The sequence below is a fragment of the Vibrio sp. B183 genome (assembly GCF_000740665.1).
In the GTDB taxonomy this organism is placed as follows: Bacteria; Pseudomonadota; Gammaproteobacteria; order Enterobacterales; family Vibrionaceae; genus Vibrio; species Vibrio coralliilyticus.
Genome location: NZ_JPQB01000014.1, coordinates 207,891 through 227,116 on the forward strand (window position 1 = coordinate 207,891; position 19,226 = coordinate 227,116).

General features: G+C 45.1%; 15 protein-coding genes. 7 read left to right on the forward strand and 8 right to left on the reverse strand.

Going from position 1 to position 19,226, the window contains the following annotated elements; genetic code table 11:
• Positions 1–63: 63 nt before the first annotated feature.
• On the reverse strand, positions 64–963 hold the full coding sequence (locus IX95_RS15550; RefSeq protein WP_038161629.1) for a LysR family transcriptional regulator: 900 nt from the start codon (positions 961–963) through the stop codon (positions 64–66).
• 167 nt (positions 964–1,130) lie between these two features.
• On the opposite strand from IX95_RS15550, the gene IX95_RS15555 reads away from it, so the two are divergent.
• From IX95_RS15555 to IX95_RS15575, 5 genes are all read left to right on the forward strand, one after another.
• A complete protein-coding gene (locus IX95_RS15555; RefSeq protein ID WP_038161632.1) occupies positions 1,131–2,822 on the forward strand; it encodes an L-lactate permease in 1,692 nt (563 codons plus the stop codon).
• 141 nt (positions 2,823–2,963) lie between these two features.
• A complete protein-coding gene (gene lldD / locus IX95_RS15560; protein WP_038161635.1) occupies positions 2,964–4,103 on the forward strand; it encodes an FMN-dependent L-lactate dehydrogenase LldD in 1,140 nt (379 codons plus the stop codon).
• 208 nt (positions 4,104–4,311) lie between these two features.
• The gene (locus IX95_RS15565) at positions 4,312–5,100 is read left to right on the forward strand and encodes a PhzF family phenazine biosynthesis protein (RefSeq protein ID WP_038161638.1); all 789 of its coding nucleotides are present in this window, start codon (positions 4,312–4,314) and stop codon (positions 5,098–5,100) included.
• A gap of 169 nt (positions 5,101–5,269) precedes the next feature.
• Positions 5,270–6,031 carry a hypothetical protein gene (locus IX95_RS15570; protein WP_038161641.1) on the forward strand — a complete coding sequence of 254 codons (762 nt, stop codon included), beginning with the start codon at positions 5,270–5,272 and terminating at the stop codon, positions 6,029–6,031.
• A 181-nt stretch (positions 6,032–6,212) separates the two neighbouring features.
• Positions 6,213–6,830: an esterase/lipase family protein gene (locus IX95_RS15575; RefSeq protein ID WP_038161644.1), complete on the forward strand. Its 618-nt coding sequence runs from the start codon at positions 6,213–6,215 to the stop codon at positions 6,828–6,830.
• Between the two features lie 148 nt (positions 6,831–6,978).
• Here IX95_RS15575 and choV read toward each other — a convergent pair whose 3' ends face one another.
• From choV to betI, 6 genes are read right to left on the reverse strand one after another with little or no spacing between them, the layout of a single operon-like run.
• Positions 6,979–8,166 carry a choline ABC transporter ATP-binding protein gene (gene choV, locus IX95_RS15580; protein WP_038161646.1) on the reverse strand — a complete coding sequence of 396 codons (1,188 nt, stop codon included), beginning with the start codon at positions 8,164–8,166 and terminating at the stop codon, positions 6,979–6,981.
• A 2-nt stretch (positions 8,167–8,168) separates the two neighbouring features.
• Positions 8,169–9,011 (reverse strand): choline ABC transporter permease subunit, encoded by an 843-nt coding sequence (gene choW / locus IX95_RS15585; protein ID WP_006961210.1) that lies wholly within the window; start codon positions 9,009–9,011, stop codon positions 8,169–8,171.
• Between the two features lie 48 nt (positions 9,012–9,059).
• Positions 9,060–9,998, reverse strand: a complete 939-nt coding sequence (locus IX95_RS15590; RefSeq protein ID WP_019274370.1) for a choline ABC transporter substrate-binding protein — start codon at positions 9,996–9,998, stop codon at positions 9,060–9,062.
• Positions 9,999–10,026: 28 nt separating this feature from the next.
• Entirely contained in the window at positions 10,027–11,727 is a 1,701-nt protein-coding gene (betA, locus tag IX95_RS15595; RefSeq protein WP_038161649.1) for a choline dehydrogenase, read from the reverse strand.
• 19 nt (positions 11,728–11,746) lie between these two features.
• Complete coding sequence (gene betB / locus IX95_RS15600; protein WP_038161653.1) at positions 11,747–13,207, reverse strand: betaine-aldehyde dehydrogenase; 1,461 nt, start codon at positions 13,205–13,207, stop codon at positions 11,747–11,749.
• 20 nt (positions 13,208–13,227) lie between these two features.
• The gene (betI, locus tag IX95_RS15605; RefSeq protein ID WP_038161657.1) at positions 13,228–13,824 is read right to left on the reverse strand and encodes a transcriptional regulator BetI; all 597 of its coding nucleotides are present in this window, start codon (positions 13,822–13,824) and stop codon (positions 13,228–13,230) included.
• Between the two features lie 468 nt (positions 13,825–14,292).
• On the opposite strand from betI, the gene IX95_RS15610 reads away from it, so the two are divergent.
• The gene (locus tag IX95_RS15610) at positions 14,293–14,997 is read left to right on the forward strand and encodes a substrate-binding periplasmic protein (RefSeq protein ID WP_235202642.1); all 705 of its coding nucleotides are present in this window, start codon (positions 14,293–14,295) and stop codon (positions 14,995–14,997) included.
• A 15-nt stretch (positions 14,998–15,012) separates the two neighbouring features.
• Here IX95_RS15610 and IX95_RS15615 read toward each other — a convergent pair whose 3' ends face one another.
• Positions 15,013–15,954 (reverse strand): hypothetical protein, encoded by a 942-nt coding sequence (locus IX95_RS15615; protein WP_235202643.1) that lies wholly within the window; start codon positions 15,952–15,954, stop codon positions 15,013–15,015.
• Between the two features lie 602 nt (positions 15,955–16,556).
• Here IX95_RS15615 and IX95_RS15620 point away from each other — a divergent pair.
• Complete coding sequence (locus IX95_RS15620) at positions 16,557–18,509, forward strand: S8 family serine peptidase (protein ID WP_038161663.1); 1,953 nt, start codon at positions 16,557–16,559, stop codon at positions 18,507–18,509.
• Positions 18,510–19,226: the final 717 nt, after the last annotated feature.

Here is a 19,226-nt window from a genome sequence, read left to right on the forward strand (position 1 = left end):
AATAGAAATACATTGGTTTGGCCGCCAATCAAAGCCGATGCAAGGATGCATCGGCTTTTTTATTTAGAAATAGTGTGAAATAGCCAAGTAGCGAGCCCGAATGTGCTCAATCAGTAGCTTAACTTTATTGGGTGGTTGACGAGTAAACGGGTACACCGCGTAAATCCCCAATCGTTTACCGACCAATTCAGGAAACAGATCCACCAGCTGACCATTACGAATATCGTGGTAAACCAAGCATCGCGGTACATACGCAATCCCGTGCCCACCCAACGCTGCTTTCCTTAATGCCGTCGCATTGTCGGTCGAGAAAGAACCAGAGACCTTCACAATATAGTTGCCCGATTTTGACTTAAACTCCCACTCAGAGGCACCTGTTGTTTGATAGGCGTATTGCAAACAGTTATGGGTGACAAGATCTTCAGGTTTAATAGGTTTTCCGTTGCGTGCGATGTAAGAAGGTGATGCACAGACCACCCATTGAGAATCAAGAATATGACGAGCAATCAGGCTTGAATCTTCAAGATACCCCGTACGAATCACCAAGTCATAACCGCCCTCTACTAAGTCGACAAAGCGATTATCGAGGGACATGTCAACCGTTAAGCCTGGATGTAAGTTGCAAAACTCCGCCACTGCATCAGCCAAAATTAGGTCACCAGAGATTGAAGGAACCGACATTTTGATGTGGCCGCTGATATTCTCACCGAACCCGGATACCGCATCCATTGCTTCCTGAGCGGCTTGCTTCACATTTTTCGCGCCGTGGGTCAGCGCCTTGCCAGCCTCAGTTAACGTTAATTTACGCGTAGTTCGATATAATAGTTGAACGCCAATTTCTTCTTCTAATCGAGCAATTCTTTTGCTAACTACCGAATTTGTAAGGTTATTTATCTCTGCCACCTTACTAAAACTACCCAGTTCTACGACCTGAGAAAACAAGATTATATCGTCCGCACGCATACCATTATGTCATTTTTGGAATTAATTATTTTCATTATTTCCCTATATCAATAAAAAAGAAAGGGGTAAATTCACCTCGAATTAACACAAATATCACAATTATAAAATCCAAGAGATTCTAGAGAATCCTGATTTGTAAAAGTAAAAGCCTGTACGAGGATGTACCAATGAGTGAAACTTTACTGGCCTTAGTGGCCTTTTCGCCGATAGTTGTTGCGGCTATATTATTAGTCGGTCTCAACTGGCCAGCTAAACGCGCAATGCCTGTCGCTTTCGGATTGACGGTTGTTATTGCCCTATTCTTCTGGGATATGTCTACTACCCGAGTTCTTGCCTCTATTTTCCAAGGGTTAGGCATCACTGTCTCTGTTCTATGGATTGTTTTCGGCGCCATTTTCCTGCTCAACACGCTGAAGCATACCGGCGCGATATCAACCATCCGTAATGGATTTACCAATATCTCGCCAGACCGTCGAGTTCAGGCGATCATCATCGCTTGGTGTTTTGGCTCATTCATTGAAGGCGCTTCTGGTTTCGGTACCCCAGCTGCCATTGCTGCTCCGCTTCTGGTCGCGATTGGCTTCCCTGCTCTTGCTGCCGTTCTAATGGGCATGATGATTCAGTCTACACCCGTGTCTTTCGGTGCTGTAGGAACCCCGATCATTGTCGGCGTGAACAAAGGCCTAGACACACATAACATTACTGAAGCGCTTGTGGCTAACGGTTCAAACTGGGACGCATACCTCCAGCAGATAACGTCCAGCGTTGCGCTTATCCACGCTTCTGTGGGTACTCTGATTCCTGTACTGATGGCGATGATGTTAACGCGCTTCTTTGGCAAGAACAGAAGCTGGACAGAAGGCCTAGACATTCTTCCATTTGCCATTTTTGCAGGCCTTGCTTTTACTATTCCGTACGCATTAACGGGTGTGTTCTTGGGCGCAGAATTCCCATCACTTATCGGTGGTCTGGTTGGCTTAGCGATCGTGGTTTCAGCTGCTAAGCGCGGCTTCCTTGTTCCTAAATCAACGTGGGATTTTGAAGACGAGAAGAAATGGCCTGCAGAATGGTTAGGCTCTCTTAAGATTGATCTGGCGGATTCTAAAGGCAAGCCGATGAGCATGGTTATGGCTTGGCTGCCATACGTGCTTCTAGCTGTCGTCCTAGTAGCAAGTCGCGTCAGCGCTGAGTTCAAAGCCATGCTGCGTAGTGTGAGTTTGTCGTTTAGCAACATTCTTGGTGAAGCTGGTATCAGTACTGCTATCCAACCTTTATATCTGCCTGGTGGTATCTTAGTGTTTGTTGCTTTGATTGCTGTACTTCTTCAAGCACGAAGTGCAGCCCCATTGACGAAAGCGTTTGGTGAATCGAGCAAAACATTGATTGGTGCGGGCTTCGTACTAGTGTTCACGATCCCAATGGTACGTATCTTTATCAACTCTGGAATCAACGGTGCTGATTTAGCAAGTATGCCTGTTACTACCGCAAACTTCGCTGCAGGTTTAGTGGGTGAAGCGTTCCCAGCACTCAGTGCCACAGTTGGGGCTTTGGGTGCATTCATCGCGGGCTCAAACACCGTCTCTAACATGATGTTTAGCCAGTTCCAGTTTGAAGTTGCTCAGACGCTATCTATTTCAAGTGCAGTCGTCGTCGCTCTTCAAGCCGTTGGTGCGGCAGCAGGTAACATGATTGCGATTCATAACGTTGTAGCGGCTTCAGCAACCGTCGGCCTTCTGGGTCGTGAAGGTGCGACGCTGCGCAAGACCGTTATCCCAACGTTCTACTATCTTGTAGTGACTGGCGTTATTGGTCTGGTTGCCATTTATGGTATCCAAATTACCGATGCTCTAATGAAGTAAACCTTTTCGCGTTAATACCTGTCCCTGACAAGACTGGACACTAGTGTCGAATAATTGCGGGTATTAACGCCTTTTTAATCTAATAAAGATGTCGTTCCAGCCTTATCTAGGCCCCCAATATGTAAATGTAGGACTGAATTTATGATCATCTCAGCTTCAACAGACTACCGCAAAGCGGCTAAATCTAAACTTCCGCCGTTCTTATTCCACTATATTGATGGTGGTTCTTATGGAGAGCACACGTTAAGACGCAATACCGAAGATCTCGCGGATATTGCCCTCAAACAACGTGTCCTCAAAAACATGTCTGATCTGAATCTGGAAACCGAAATCTTTGGTGAAAAATTCGCTCTACCTATTGCTCTATCCCCAGTTGGTCTAACTGGTATGTACGCGAGACGTGGTGAAGTACAGGCCGCTATTGCAGCGGAAAACAAAGGCATCCCATTTACGATGTCGACCGTGTCCGTCTGCCCTATTGAAGAAGTCACACCAGAGCTCGCAAGACCTATGTGGTTTCAGCTCTACGTTTTGAAAGACCGCGGGTTCATGAAAAACGTACTTGAACGCGCGAAAGCAGCCGGAGTCACAACGCTTGTTTTTACAGTTGATATGCCAGTGCCGGGGGCTCGCTATCGTGATATGCATTCTGGTATGAGCGGACCAAATGCCGCAATGCGACGAGTCTTTCAAGCAATGCGTCATCCTTCTTGGGCATTTGATGTCGGCCTGTTTGGTAAACCGCACGATCTAGGCAACATTTCAACCTACCGCGGTGAGCCAACAAAACTCGAAGACTACATTGGCTGGTTAGGTGAAAACTTTGACCCTTCCATCTCGTGGAAAGACTTAGAGTGGATTCGTGACATCTGGGATGGCCCCATGGTCATCAAAGGAATTCTAGATGAGCAGGACGCAAAAGATGCCGTTAGATTTGGCGCTGATGGCATTGTGGTTTCTAACCACGGAGGTCGCCAGTTAGATGGTGTTATGTCATCAGCTAAAGCATTACCAAGCATTGCTGATGCCGTAAAAGGTGATCTGAAGATCTTTGTTGATTCTGGTATTCGCACTGGTCTGGATGTAGTACGAATGCTCGCCTTGGGTGCAGATTGCGCCATGCTAGGCCGTTCTTATATCTATGCACTTGCAGCACAGGGACAGGCAGGCGTAGAAAACCTTCTCGATCTGTACGAAAAAGAAATGCGCGTTGCCATGACACTCACTGGTGCGAAAAACATTCAAGAACTGACTATGGAATCTCTGGTTAACTTCAATTAACAACTTGGGCAGCACATTCATCATGCTGTGCTGCCTAACTTTCTCCCTTCCTAATTCTTACGTCCATCCCAGTTCCTATTAACATCATGTAACAAAAGTATTATCCTTTGCGAAGACACTCCCACTCACGGTGTGTAAACCATTACAAATAATCATTCATGGGAATATAGTTTAAATAACACATACACAAAAATGATTGGAGAGAAGTATGGAACTGGAGATGTTCACCTGCGATGCATTTACAATTCAACGCTTTAAAGGGAATTCCGCGGCAGTAGTTCCTTTAGCTGATTGGCTCAGCGATGACATAATGCAAAACATTGCAGCAGAAAATAATCTTTCTGAAACTGCTTTTGTTAAACCCATAGGTGCTAACCGGTATGAGATTCGCTGGTTTTCTCCCGTCGCAGAGGTCGACTTTTGTGGCCACGCGACACTCGCCACCTCGTATGTGCTTTATCAATTTTTCGCTCTGAATGGAAAAATCGAGTTTGAAACAAGACATGTAGGCTCACTAGAAGTTGAAAAAGACCTGTCTGGGCGAATATTAATGACATTTCCAAATCGGAAGCCAATCGAATCTGAAGTACCACAGGAAGTGATGGAAGCACTTTCTATTCAACCAAGCCAAGTACTAAAAAGCCCACAGGCCTATTTCGCTTTCTATGAGAGTGAGCAAGATATCATTGAGGTTCAGGTTCGTCGTGAATATTTAGAAAAGCTGGCACCTTATGACTTGGTGATTTCAGCCAAAAGCCAACAGTATGATTTTATCTCTCGCTACTTTTGGCCCGATGTTGGTGATTGTGAAGACCCTGTCACAGGTTCCATTCATGCCGGACTGGCCCCCTACTGGGCTGAGCAACTTGGTAAACCCAATCTCGTGGCATACCAAGCTTCAAAACGAGGTGGAACACTCTATTGCCATGTACAAGACGACTCTGTAATTGTGTCCGGTGACGCCGTCCTTTACTCCAAAAGCAAAATCTATATTTAGTCCAAGTACTTTTAGGGTAGGCACCTATTCTCTACCCTACTAAAGCTCACTTCCTGCCTATAAAAGAAACATCTCGACACATAATAGAACACTGTTCATAACCGTTTTCTGACATTTCATAGATAGTCTGTCTTAGTCATTTTGAACGATGTTTTTTAGGGCAGGTATTATGAATACATTTTTGAAGACCTCACTGGCTGCGGCAATTTCTCTACCTCTTTTAGCTGGTTGTGTCACCCCAGGCGAAGATGATCCCAATGCGCTCACAAAGCAAGGGGCAGCTGGCGGTGCGCTTCTTGGCTTAACGCTTGGGGCTTTAACTGGTGACGCTGAACTCGCAATGAAAGGCGCGGTGGCCGGAGGGGTCGCCGGTGGCGTTACTGGTGCATCAGCCGACATTCAAAACAACCGCGAAGGGATTCGTTCAGAAAGCAGGGATCAAGCCATTGCTAATGTCGCCAACGGGAATAACGAGAGCAGCCAAACACAAAATTGGGAGCAGTTGGATAACTTTGTTGGAAACTGGAATGTAAACATCCAAAACCATCATCAGGAGCTTTCTGGTATAGAGCCAATTAATGCAGAGGGCAAACTCGCAAGAACCACTCAAGCCGATGTGACCTTAGTTAATGAACAAGGCATCAACTTTACCGCGGAGTTCTCTTTCACTCCGGAAGCAGGCTACCAGTTAAACCTAGTTAATAACGCAAAATCCGTCGCAGTCAATTTTGCGGGAGAGTTTCAACCACAAGCAAACCGTTACAACTTCTATCCGACCAATGTAAATGACGTTATTTACGAGGGGATGAATTCGGCAGATATTCATGTTGAGCTTGGCTTCGCCGGAAACAATATCTGGACTATCGACAGCTACGCATTCATCGATGGTCAGCAAACCAAATTACAGACTTTCCGTTTCACTCGCACTTAATCAGGCGATCTAATCATTTGCCGCTAAACACCACGTTGTCGATTTAGCGGCTTATCACTGAGTACTCTCTCTAACTCACTGCGCGATTATTGTCAGCTGAGCATCAAATATCCGATCTGTCGCTGGCTTACATTGAGCAGAGTTGGCAAAATAAAACATAGATTTTGTAGTGAGGAATCCGATGAAAATAATCATTCTTCATGGTCTGTACATGCACGGAATCGCGATGCAGCCACTTAGCCAAAAGTTGCGCTCTTATGGCTATAACACTCAAACCATTAGCTACAACAGTGTGTCTATTGATGAGCATAAAGTATTCAGCACAATAGATTCAGCACTCTCTCTCACCGAGCCTAACGTTTTGGTCGGCCATAGCCTTGGTGGCCTAATAATCAAACATTACCTCGCGTCTCGACGACCAGACGAAAAACAGATTTCGCACGTTGTTGCCGTCGGCTCCCCCTTACGGGGCGCATCAATTGTTAGCCGTATTCAAGATATAGGGATGGGGGCTGTCTTGGGTAACGCAGCAGACTTTGGACTGGAAGAACACGAGGACGTCTGGCGCTTCCCACAAAAGCTGGGCAGCATTGCTGGTACTATGGCCGTAGGAGCCAGAGCCTTGTTAATGATGGGGAATCAGACATTATCGGATGGAACGGTGACAGTTGAAGAAACCACGATAGACGGCATGACCGATCATATTGAAGTTCATAGTGCTCACACGAGCATGATCTACACCTCTTTCGTGCCAAAACAAATTGATCAGTTTATTCGCACCGATAATTTCAGCCACTGAGGTTTAGCTCTAGTGGCTAAGCTAAGATAACTTAGCCATTATTCATTCGTTTGAGTGTTCGCTGAACGGCACAGTTAACGAAGAGAAGAGCGGTAAGTTCATCACCGTGATTTGTGCGTTGTTCACCTACTCTTCTCTACCCCCACCGTTACGCTGCTTGTGGCTTATGGTGCTTTCCCAACAAACCTGCGTAAAAATCGCTGTCGTCTAACACGCCAATTAGCTCACCGTTCTCAACTAGCAGGATTGGTTGGCCACTTCGCTGTTTTAATTTGATTGCCTCTCGCATACCGATATCTGGGCTAGCAATCACCACAGATTCTTTATCAATGTCGCTCAGTTCTATCTCATCATCGCGCCAGTCAACCAATTTAAGGTCGGCTTTGTTGTCTAGATGCAGTTGGTTGTTACGCTCTTCAACCCAGACTTTCTGCATCGGACAGATCTGCCATCTCGCATCTTCCTGTTCTAACTCACTCGCGGGTTGCATCAGAGAGCGACCTTTTAGCACGTTAAGCGGGTTCGTGTGAGAAACAAAGTCTTTAACGTAGTCGTTTTCTGGAGATAGCACGATTTGCTCGGGCTTACCGTGCTGAATCAGTTTTCCCGATTCCATAATGGCAATGTTGTTGCCAATTTTAAGTGCTTCGTCGAGATCATGGCTGACAAACAGAATCGTCTTATTGAGCTTTTTCTGCAACTGGATAAGCTCATCTTGCAATTGCGTACGAATCAATGGGTCTAGCGCTGAAAACGGCTCGTCCATTAAGAGAATATCGGTGTCCATGGCGAACGCTCTTGCTAAGCCAACACGCTGCTGCATACCACCAGATAACTCATGCGGATACTTGTGCTCCCAGTCTGAAAGCTCGACCATTTCCAGCTGCTCACGTGCTTTCGCTCGTCGTTCAGCTTTTGGCATTCCTTGCATTTCAAGACCAAATGCAACGTTGTCGAGCACGGTCAGCCATGGCATTAAGGCAAACTTCTGGAATACCATAGATACTCTATGAGTGCGCAGGTGTCTTAACGTTTCTTCATTGCAAGAAGAGAGCTCGACCTGATTATCGCCATCCTTGATTTGCAACGAGCCACGGCTGATTGAGTTCAAGCCATTCACCGCCCTAAGTAGGCTTGATTTACCTGAACCAGATAAGCCCATTAACACGCATATCTCGCCTTCTTTTACACTCATAGTCACATTATCGACGCCCACGACTTGCCCTGTTTGATCGATAATTTCCTGACGTGCTTTTCCTTCATCCAGTAGAGATAAGGCCTTCTGCGGCTGATCACCAAATACAACATCAAGGTTCTGAATCTTAATCGCATCCATGATTACACTTCCTTCTGATTTGGAGATTTACACAAGCGATCTAGGATGATCGCAACCAGCACAATAGCGAGACCGGCTTCAAAGCCCTGAGAAATATTCACTGTATTCAAAGCACGAACAACTGGTTTACCCAGACCATCTGCCCCGACTAGAGCAGCAATCACCACCATAGAAAGCGACAACATAATACATTGGGTGATACCCGCCATAATGCTTGGTAGCGCCGCAGGTAGTTCTACCTTGAATAACAGCTTCATTTTGCTGGCACCAAATGCCTGCCCTGCTTCAATCAACTCTTCTGGTACTTTGGTAATACCCAGATAAGTCAGGCGGATAGGCGCAGCGATCGCAAAAATGATGGTCGAAATTAGCCCAGGAACGATGCCCAAACCAAACAACACCAAAGTAGGTATCAGGTACACAAAAGTAGGAACGGTTTGCATCAAGTCCAATATTGGCCTCAATAAGGTATATAACCACGGACGATGTGCTGCCATTACGCCAACTGGAACGCCAATTAATACGGAAATCGTTGTCGCAGCAAATACTAAGACAAAGGTTTCCAGCATTTCTTGCCAGTAGCCAAGGTTCAGAATCGTTAGAAGTGCACCGATGATAAACAGCACTAAAGGAATGCTGCGATGCAGATACCAAGCAATAGCCGCGGTAAGAAGAATGGGCAACGCCGGTGGCATCCATTTAAAAATATCGACAACAAAAAGAATGATGGTTTCCAGAAAATAAGAAACAGAGTCGAAAAAACCTGCTGCATTCATTGTCAGCCAGTCGACGCCCGTTTCCATCCATTCACCCACAGGGATTTTGTTGTTGGTAATAAAATTCACAATAAAACCTTACGTTGTTAGGTGGGCGAAAACGCCCACCTAGTCACTTTATGCATTTGATTTGACGTAGTTGTTTACAGCTTCAACTGCATCACTACCAGAAAGAGTCTTCACACCCTTAAGCCAAGATTTCACTTGCTCTGGGTTTGCTTGCAGCCACTTTAGAGCCGCTTTTGATGGTTTGACGTTTTGGTTAAGGATCGCTTCCATCAATTCGTTCTCCATCTCTAAGCTAAATTCTAGATTCTGAAGCAGCTGACCCACGTTTTGACATTCATTTAGATAGTTAGATCGTACGTTGGTGTATACATTCGCGCCACCGTAGTTCGGGCCGAAGAAGTCATCACCACCATCAAGGTATTCCATATCGACATTGCTGTTCATTGGGTGTGGTGCCCAACCGAGATACACAATCCACTGGTTGCGACGAGCCGCTCGTGATACCTGCGAAACCATACCCGCCTCACTAGACTCAACGAGGCTGAAATCTTTAAGGCCAAAAGCATCACTATCAATCATTGACTGAATCAGGCGGTTGCCATCATTGCCAGGCTCAATGCCGTAAATGCGATCTTTAAATTTGTCGGCATTTTTTGCTATATCAGCAAAGCTTTTTACGCCTGCATCATAAACATATTTCGGTACGGCTAACGTGTATTTCGCACCTTCAAGATTTGCCCGAACTGTTTCTACTGTTCCTGCTTCACGGTATTTAGCGATATCTCCCTCCATGGTTGGCATCCAGTTGCCAAGGAAGATATCGATATCACCGTTTGCCATTGACGAGTAAGTGACCGGTACAGACAGTAAATCTGTTTTCGTTTTGTAACCCATGCCTTTAAGTAGTTCGCTGGTGACTGCTGTTGTAGCGGTAATATCAGTCCAGCCTACGTCCGCAAATCGAACGGTTTCACACTGGTTGGCATATGCCGCTGTTGCCATCGTACTAAGAGCGATAGTCGACAGCGTTTTTGTCATCATAGACATAATAATTTCCTTGTAATATTTACTGACTTTACGAGATAGACGACACGTCTCTTTTCGGTGTCTTGGTTCTCTGTTTTTCTTCCCAGTCCGGAGCAATCCATACTGGTAATTCTTTCCCTTCAATCAGAGGCTTACTCAATATCAAATCAGCAGCACGTTCCGCGACCATGATGGTCGGTGCGTTGAGGTTGCCATTTGGAATCGTTGGGAAGATAGAAGAGTCCACAACTCGCAGTCCTTCGATACCACGGACTCGACATTGCTCATCCAATACTGACATCGGGTCATCTTCTGCCCCCATCTTGCAACTGCATGATGGATGGTAGGCACTCTCCACGTTTTGTTTCACCCACTCATCAATCGCTTCATCAGTTACGATGGTTTCACTCGGCTGAATTTCATTACCGCGATAGGCATCCATGGCAGGTTGAGAAAGGATTTCACGGGTCAGACGAATACAGTCACGCCAGTCCTGACGGTCTTGCTCCGTTGAAATGTAGTTAAACTCGATTTTTGGTTTGTCACTTGGATTAGCTGAGGTAATAGCGACACTTCCGCGGCTCTGCGGTTTGTTCGGGCCGACATGAACCTGAAAACCATGACCATCAAACGCCGCCTGACCATCGTAGCGCATCGCCGCTGGCAGGAAGTGATATTGAATGTTCGGCCACTTCAGTCCTTTGCGAGAACGGATAAATGCGCATGACTCAAAATGGTTGGTTGCGCCTAAGCCTTTACGGGTCAGGATCCACTCTGCACCGATCATCCCCTTGCTTACGAGACCTAATTTACTGTTGAGCGTAATTGGTTTTTCACAGTGGTACTGGAAGTACACCTCAAGGTGATCTTGAAGGTTCTCACCTACTCCCGGTAAATCATGCTTTACTTCGACACCGGCATTTTTGAGCACTGATTTAGGTCCAATGCCAGACAATTGCAACAGTTGAACTGAGCCGATTGAGCCTGCACTCGATACCACCTCCTTATTGGCATAACTCTTGACGACTTTTCCAGAGCGTTCGAACTCTACGCCAATCGCTTTTTTGCCATCCAGTAACACCTTGTGGGCAACAACACCTTTAATCAGTGTCAGGTTAGAACGTTTCAGTGCACGCCTTAAGTAGGCGTTAGAGGTGGAAGCACGGACACCTTTATCCACCGTCATGTGCATAGCGCCAAAACCTTCCTGCTGATAACCATTGTAATCCGAAGTTTCCGGATAACCCGCTTCTTTACCCGCTTCAATAAAGGCTTGGTACAGTGGATTAAGCTTCATGTCGTTACCATTGCAGGTTCCGACCGGACCGTTTCCTCCACGATACTCATCTTCGCCACCATTCCACGATTCAGCACGTCGGAAATAAGGTAAACAAGACTGGTAGTTCCAACCTCTTGCTCCTTGTTCTTCCCACTCGTCAAAATCACACGCATGTCCACGGACATAAACCATTCCGTTGATCGAAGAGCTGCCACCCAGCACTTTGCCTCGAGGACAATGTAGCTTGCGTCCATCCAAGCCCTCTTCAGCGATGGTCTCAAATTGCCACGCGTACTTTTCTGTATTCATCGGGTAAGACAGTGCGGTCGGCATTTGGATGAAAATACTTTTGTCCGTGCCACCAGCTTCAAGCAGAAGCACTTGATACTCGCCACTTTCAGACAACCGGTCAGCCAGCACACAACCAGCCGAACCTGCACCAACGATGATATAATCGTAGCATTGCTCCATTTTCTATCTCCGTTGCTGCTTAAGCGTAAGGGCTGGCGTAATCGCCAAGTTCAATTAGGACACTCTTTGTCTGAGTGTAATGGCGAAGCGTTTCCGGTCCATTTTCACGGCCGATACCGGAATGCTTATAGCCACCTACCGGCATTTCAGCTGGAGAGTCACCCCAAGTGTTAACCCAGCAAATACCCGCTTGCAATTGGTGAATCACTCGGTGCGCGCGAGACAGGTCTTGTGTAAATACGCCGGCAGCTAAGCCATAAGAGGTATCGTTAGCTCGCTCAATCACATCAGATTCCTCTGAGAATTTCAGAACAGACATAACGGGGCCAAAAATTTCACTTTGAACGTGTGGCATGTCATCGGTGCAATCGGTGAATACCGTCGGAATAACAAAGTTGCCATTCTCCAACCCATTGTCTTTGACTTGATAACCGCCCGTCAGTAGCGTCGCGCCGCTTTGTTTCGCTTCTTCAATAGCCCTTAAGACTTTGCCCAGATGCTCTTTGGAGATCAGGGCACCGATTTGGGTGTCCATATCTATTGGGTTACCCACAATGAGCTTTTCAGTTCGTTCTTTTAACTGACTAACAAACGCATCGTAAATCGCTTCATGAACGTAAACACGTGTGCCATGGGTACACACTTCGCCTTGGGTATAGAAGTTTGCAACCATCGCAGCAGAAACCGCATTGTCTAGCTTGGCATCATCAAAGATCACCATTGGCGATTTGCCGCCGAGCTCCATCGTGACTTGTTTTAGTGTCTTGGCACTATCCGCCATAACCAGTTTGCCTGTGCCCGATTCACCCGTGAATGAGACTTTTGCAATCTCCGGGTGTGCCGTTAGCATTTGTCCGACACGGTGGTCTCCCTGCAAAACGTTAAACACGCCATCTGGTAGACCTGCTTCAGAGAAAATTTCCGCTAGTTTTAAAGCAGTCAGCGGTGTTTCTTCCGACGGTTTAAAGATCATGGCATTACCTGCCGCCAAAGCTGGCGCCGATTTCCACATTGCAATCTGGATTGGGTAATTCCATGCACCAATGCCAGCACAAATGCCGAGTGGCTCACGACGTGTATAGAAAAACTGATTCTCACTCAGCGGTTGCTGCTCACCCTGCATTCCAGGTACTAGACCAGCAAAGTATTCGATAACATCGGCGCCTGTAACGATATCTACTTCAATCGCTTCCTGAAGCGGCTTACCTGTATCAGCTACTTCCAAGGCGGCTAACTCATCATTGCGCTCACGCAAGATTGCAACAGCTTTAAAGAGAATGCGGCTTCGCTCCATTGGAGTCATTGCAGACCAAACTTTAAAGCCTTGCTTGGCTGATTCGATCGCTCGCTCTAAGTCTTGAGGGCTCGCCTGACCAATAGTAGCGAGCGGCTCGCCATTGGCAGGGTTGTAAGTTATAAAGCTTTCACCCGATGTTGCGTTACATGCGCTGCCATCGATGTATAGTGATTTCATATCCATTTGATAGTTCTGACTTTTCGTTATTTTTGAGAATAGAAAATAAGTTGTTTGTCCAGATAATCATTGATGATCAATCTGGCTTTATCGGCATCTATGCCATCTGGGTTCATTGTCCCGCGAAGCCATATCCCATCGATCAAGGCAGCGATACCATGAGCAATAATTTCCGCCTGATCTTTTTCAAACAGCGCTTTCAACTCAATTCTCAAGTGAGAGAGAAGTCGCTTTTCATTGACGCGTTGAAGGCGTTTGAGCTCAGGTTCGTGAACAGAATAGGACCAGAATGCTAGCCATGTTTTGGCCACTTTGTTTTCAGCTTGATAGCCAACAAAGTTGCCATCAATGATGGCGTTAATACGCTGTTGATGAGCGTGTTTTGGTAGCTTACTTAAACGCTCAGTCACGGTAGTGGAAAGCTGACGAAGTACCTCTCTCATGGTTTCATGAAGTAAACCCTGTTTTCCGCCAAAGTAGTGATTAACAATGCCCGTCGATACGCCTGCTTCTTTGCTAATTAGCGAAATACTCGCAGCATGCAATCCGACTTTATCGATCACTGCCATGGTGGCTTGAACCAGTTGAGGCTTCCTGATATCTGGCATCCCTACCTTAGGCATTACCGCATTTCCTTTTTTAATTGAACGTTCAATTAAATATAAAATGCCTGAAAATTAATTAGTACTCAAACTATTTTTCACAAAACCGATACATTAAACCTAAATTTTAGAGAATTTTGATTAATAATTCGATCAATCAATTTAGTCAAAACCAATCAATCCACAAAGCAGAAAACACATCCAACCCGCAGAATAGCCCACAATTAAAGTAATAAATATCAATCAGATAAGATACAACCAAATGCTTAAACACTTAAGCACAAGGCTTTATATAAACGCACAAACATCACTCATCCAACGCTATGACTTTTGCTATTCTCCAATTTATTATTTAGAGCACTAAAGATAAGAATTCTTTCGTTCTGTAAAAATCAAGCTGGTGAAATAGGCATCAACTTGAAACTAGTCAATCAACGCTTTATTGACTATTTTAAGAACAGTTTACTCATTACATGGGGCTGAAAAGGTATGAGGTTGTTTTTACTGGCTTTTGTTCCATTTCTTGCACAGGGTACCTTAATCACCGTAAAAGGGACACAAGACGTATGGCCACCTTACTTTCAAGAAGCGCCAGACACAGGAAAAGCACAGCTAATTCTGATTGATATTTTTGAACATTCAGGTTTTCAACTCGACATTAAGCTGCAACCTTGGAATCGAGCCTTGAAGAGCGTGCGAACAATGGAGAACGACGTCATTTTGGGCGCGTGGAGAACAAGAGAAAGAGAGCGCTTTCTTTATTTCAGCCAACCTTACTACTGGAATGAAATAGTGGTACTGAGTCGACATAAAAACCGACTGCAGTATAGCGGTCATAAAAGTTTAACTGGGCTCACCATTGGTGTTCAGAGAGGCTACCGATACAGTGACGATTTTGAACAACTTACCAATTTCAAAAAGTATGAAGTCAGCAGCGCAGAAGAAGGCATCGAAAAGCTGATAAAACAACGCGTTGACGCCATATTAGTCGACAAGAACGTGCTGACCTACACATTAGAAAAGGCTCGGCTAAACCGCGACCTTTTCCATATCAGCACGATTCATTTCAGTTGTATTCCTTTACATGTTGCGACAAGCAAAGAAAATAGCGCAGCCAGAAAGCACATAGATAAAATCAACATCACGCTATCAGAAAGACAGGTGACAAGCCCCTGCACGCAACTGAGTCGTTAACTCTGCACTCACGGCTTAATCTGACACTAAACTTCTCTGAATGTGAGATGGCAGTCGTCCGGAGTTATAGCGCCAATGAATCGCACCTAGTACAGAGACATCATAATACCTTGCGATCCAAGCTTTCCCTTTTACGCTCTGTAGAAATGAGGTCGGTAGCACTTCGACGTATGACCCAGGGTTGTAGTTTACAATCCCGGCCTTTTGGGCAATGGCCATAGACTCGTGAAAACTGTGCATCCCGCCTCCAATTAGATAGCCAACAATCGCCAGCATGTATTGTTTACAAAGTTCAGCATTCCAAGTGTGCAAACCACCAAACGCGCACGCTGCTTGAAGCAATGTACCTGTTGTTCCCGAAATACCTGCCCCAAATAAGAGGTTACGAACATCAACATCATCATAGAAGCTATCCGCGGTAGCATGAGCTTCTCTATTAGGGTCTCGCTCAAACATATCGACACCTCGGTTGCGGCTCTGGGTAACGGTTCCGACAATATCCTGACTCGACGCAGGAACAATTCCCCCTACTGTGCTTGCTGGTGCTGCTGACCCAGATTTTTTACGACGGCCACGATAGCGGCTGTCATCAAACCAAGCTTCTCGAACTTTGTTAGCTAACACCGCGTATTTGACTTCTTCAGGCCCTTTGAGTTTTGGCAGAATTTTACGCCCAACCGCATCATGAATCGCGAGCTTCTGCTCCAGCGTTCCACTATCTAGTGCTAGGATCAGTTTTTCCCAAATGACCGAAGCAGAAATATCTTTGGCTTTTTCCTCACTGATTCTGCCAAACCCCATTCTTCCACCAGTAAAGAAATAATGCCCAATCTGCGCTTTGACCATTTCAGTGACACCCTCAGAATCATTACGTTTATGAGCCTGAAGATACTGCTTAATACCAGTTGAAACCTTATTCACCGCTTCTTCTGTATACTCTGCAACATTCAGCGCCATTACACCAAGCACCGACTGTGCTTCTGCACGGCGTGCCTGACTTATATTCGTGTCATAAGGTTTTAATCGGAATTTTCCCTTACCCGCGTTGAAGCCGGTGTGTTCACCTGTTTTGGCATAAACGACTTTAGAATCTAACGTTACTCCCCACGGTACATAAGATTCCTCTCGACTGCGTGGAAGCCGACCGTCCAGAGTCGTCTTTTTATGTATCCACCTTCGCTATCGAAGTCTCGTACTAAAAATTCATACATGCTTTTTATTACTCCACTCTGGCATATCAATTTACCAATATACGAGTAGACCTTGCCGACTGCCAAATGATTTCAGTCTTAAATCAATGATGAGAGATGCATTCAATAATTGGTTGAATTATTCGTGCTACTTACAGATGCAACTATAGCTATGAGCTTACACCCCCCCTGAAAACCATAATAAAATTATAAAGTTAATAATTATCACTCGGTATTTTGGGTATAGACTCACACCTCCTCTCTTCTTGACATCACTCTGTCAAAACTTCAGCGCAGGCCGATAGGAAACTTGGCAACATTGCATATGGAACTCCATACCCAAAAACAATTGTTGTATAAGGACATAAAATGATAAAACACACTGCGTTGTTCGCAGCTATGTTGGTCGCAGGCTATGTCGCGCCAACTCATGCAGAAACCGCACAAGTTGAAGCGTTGGCACCCCAATCTTGGGTCGTGACTGGATTTGTTTTCAAAAATGATGTATCTGAAAATGACATTCAGAACGTTGAATCAAAATTGAATCACCAAGCTACTGTCTTGAATCATTTAAAAGGTTTTAAAAATTATACTGACCATGCTCTTCTCTATACCCGCTACCAAGCGGCGGGCTACACATTTTTGGTGGGTCCGTTTCCTTCTGATTTTTCTTACATTAAGAGCTTCCAAAAACAAAATGCTAGCCTAGGCCTTATTGAACCGATAAAAGCAGGTGAGGAAGAGCTCGATATTAATGTGGAATCAATCCTATTGTCTCGTTCAGAAACACAACCCGGCGATGCCTATATCAACAGCTTCTGGGAGCACGGAATTACTGGTACTGGTTACACTGCGGCTGTGCTCGACAGTGGCACCGATATTGAGCACCCTGCATTTGTTGATAAAAATGTGTTGGTGATGGGGAGTGAAGGAATTAACGGAGAAGTTTATAACTGGCCAATGAAAAGAGAATGGCTAAAAACAGCAGGCAGTCGACATCTAAGGAGTACGCACGGCACCGCTGTAACTGGCGCAATGGCAGGGAATTCTTCAATCAGCCCCCATGATGGTATCGCCAAAGATGCTGATGTGATTAGTGGCTATGCGGGTTCAGCCTCAGACACCCTCTTACCAGGCGGAGATGGCGAGTTCGCACAAATACTCAGGGAGCTAAAATCCGCTAATCTGACCATGTCGAGTTTATCTTACTTAGTAAACTATGATGCCGTATCACTTAATTACAGCTTTGGTAATGGACGGATACTCACACCTGTAGAACAAAGCTCACTAAACCAGTGGCAAACGTGGTCTTTTTGGGCAAGATACTTCGATGCGGTCAGTTACGAAAATGATTTTCTACTTTCAAAATCTGCCGGTAATGATGGTTCAAAGTACCCCGATGGTAGTAGTGCTGAAGAGCCACAACCTTATTCCATTAGTAAACCCGGAGATAACTATAACGGCTTAACAGTAGCCAACGTAGACACCACTCTAGCAGATGGCCCAACTGAAAAGACCACCGATAGAAGCCAGCACTCAATACGTGCAACAAGTAGCCGCGGGCCAACTACTGATGGTAGGCGTAAACCAGATATCGCCGCTCCCGGTCATGACACTCGAACCGCAGCGCCAGATCCCAACGCATACACTTATGAAGGGCCTTACAAAGACCGATTTGTAGAGGACGAATACAAAGAATATGACGAAGATACAATTACACGACTTGCGACAGGAACAAGTCTCGCATCTCCGCACGTTGCTGGCGCCGCGGTACTTGTAAGACAAGCACTAGAAGAGTCAAACAACCGCCAATACCAAAAATTCTCTCCTTTGGTAAAAGCCGTGCTAATCAACAGCGCCGATAACAACTCACGCAATGTGTTATCTGAAGATCTTCCTCAGTACTGTGATTCTAATGGCAACTGGTGCCCTTCTCGCGGCTGGGGTTACATGGATTTGACTCAAGCATACAGCGAATACGAGAACACCAAACAATTTGAGCTGCGCCCGTGGTCAAGATCGAAGTCGTATCGAGTAGCCAGCAATGACAAGAACTTTAAGGCAACTCTGGTCTGGGAACACAAAAATTTCGATGATGCCAGTAAGTTACTCTCCGTCGATATGACTCTATATAAGGACAATAGCAGATATGAGATACAGTCGGACCACAGCGAAGGGATTCACAATGTCTTACAGGTTCAAACGAAGCGCCGAACAGATCTCTGCATACAAATTGAAGCTAGCGAAAGTGGAACATTCACTCCCTACACAATGTCATTGGCATCAAATACAAGGTTGATACCTGTCCGTTCGTGTAACTAGAGTTCGTAAGTTATTTAAAATAAACAAAATGCCGAGCGTAAAGCTCGGTGTTTTTGATTTGACACTGTACTTAACATTGAACAGAACGCTGGAAGTACAGTTAGATACGGGATATTGGGTGTATCAATTGACTATCGGAATACTTATCCATTCTTTATCAAAAAGTTATGCCGCAACACTTAAATAGAGATATAATTTATCAATAAACATAAAAATTTTAAACTAAAAATCCGTATATAAGCAGTATGTTAATCAACGTTTAAAGTCAAGATATCACGATGCCTTGCATCTAATTGCTCGTCACCGTTTATTAGCCCGGCCGACTTCACCTATTAATTATAACTTGTAATACAAATTATAATTAATAAAAAACAACACTAAACAAAATTTTCATACAAAACACAAATAAGTTAGAATCTCAATTTTAACAAACTCATTTTAATTTGTTCACATACAGCCACATCAACTATAGCCAAGACATCACCTAGCTAAAGCCCTCCATTATAACAAGTTGGTACATTAGGTGTATTTTAAAAGTGCTTTTTAGAAGCTAGTGTCTTTTTCTTAGGGGCGTGTACTTCGCATATTTAAGTGCCTGTCAACACTTCCGAAGTCAACAACCCACTACCCGGAAGTCGGAAATGTGACTCTATAGAAGATTGTAATAACAGCCTTAAATTAACTTGCTTGAACCAATTACGCTCTGCGTTTTGTCTC

What these genes read in the sequence shown, in the direction of transcription:
- IX95_RS15550 (WP_038161629.1), bottom strand. Translation starts at nt 963, where the DNA reads ATGCGTGCGGACGATATAATCTTGTTTTCTCAGGTCGTAGAACTGGGT.
- IX95_RS15555 (WP_038161632.1), top strand. Translation starts at nt 1,131, where the DNA reads ATGAGTGAAACTTTACTGGCCTTAGTGGCCTTTTCGCCGATAGTTGTT.
- lldD (WP_038161635.1), top strand. Translation starts at nt 2,964, where the DNA reads ATGATCATCTCAGCTTCAACAGACTACCGCAAAGCGGCTAAATCTAAA.
- IX95_RS15565 (WP_038161638.1), top strand. Translation starts at nt 4,312, where the DNA reads ATGGAACTGGAGATGTTCACCTGCGATGCATTTACAATTCAACGCTTT.
- IX95_RS15570 (WP_038161641.1), top strand. Translation starts at nt 5,270, where the DNA reads ATGAATACATTTTTGAAGACCTCACTGGCTGCGGCAATTTCTCTACCT.
- IX95_RS15575 (WP_038161644.1), top strand. Translation starts at nt 6,213, where the DNA reads ATGAAAATAATCATTCTTCATGGTCTGTACATGCACGGAATCGCGATG.
- choV (WP_038161646.1), bottom strand. Translation starts at nt 8,166, where the DNA reads ATGGATGCGATTAAGATTCAGAACCTTGATGTTGTATTTGGTGATCAG.
- IX95_RS15590 (WP_019274370.1), bottom strand. Translation starts at nt 9,998, where the DNA reads ATGTCTATGATGACAAAAACGCTGTCGACTATCGCTCTTAGTACGATG.
- betA (WP_038161649.1), bottom strand. Translation starts at nt 11,727, where the DNA reads ATGGAGCAATGCTACGATTATATCATCGTTGGTGCAGGTTCGGCTGGT.
- betB (WP_038161653.1), bottom strand. Translation starts at nt 13,207, where the DNA reads ATGGATATGAAATCACTATACATCGATGGCAGCGCATGTAACGCAACA.
- betI (WP_038161657.1), bottom strand. Translation starts at nt 13,824, where the DNA reads ATGCCTAAGGTAGGGATGCCAGATATCAGGAAGCCTCAACTGGTTCAA.
- IX95_RS15610 (WP_235202642.1), top strand. Translation starts at nt 14,293, where the DNA reads ATGAGGTTGTTTTTACTGGCTTTTGTTCCATTTCTTGCACAGGGTACC.
- IX95_RS15615 (WP_235202643.1), bottom strand. Translation starts at nt 15,954, where the DNA reads ATGGCGCTGAATGTTGCAGAGTATACAGAAGAAGCGGTGAATAAGGTT.
- IX95_RS15620 (WP_038161663.1), top strand. Translation starts at nt 16,557, where the DNA reads ATGATAAAACACACTGCGTTGTTCGCAGCTATGTTGGTCGCAGGCTAT.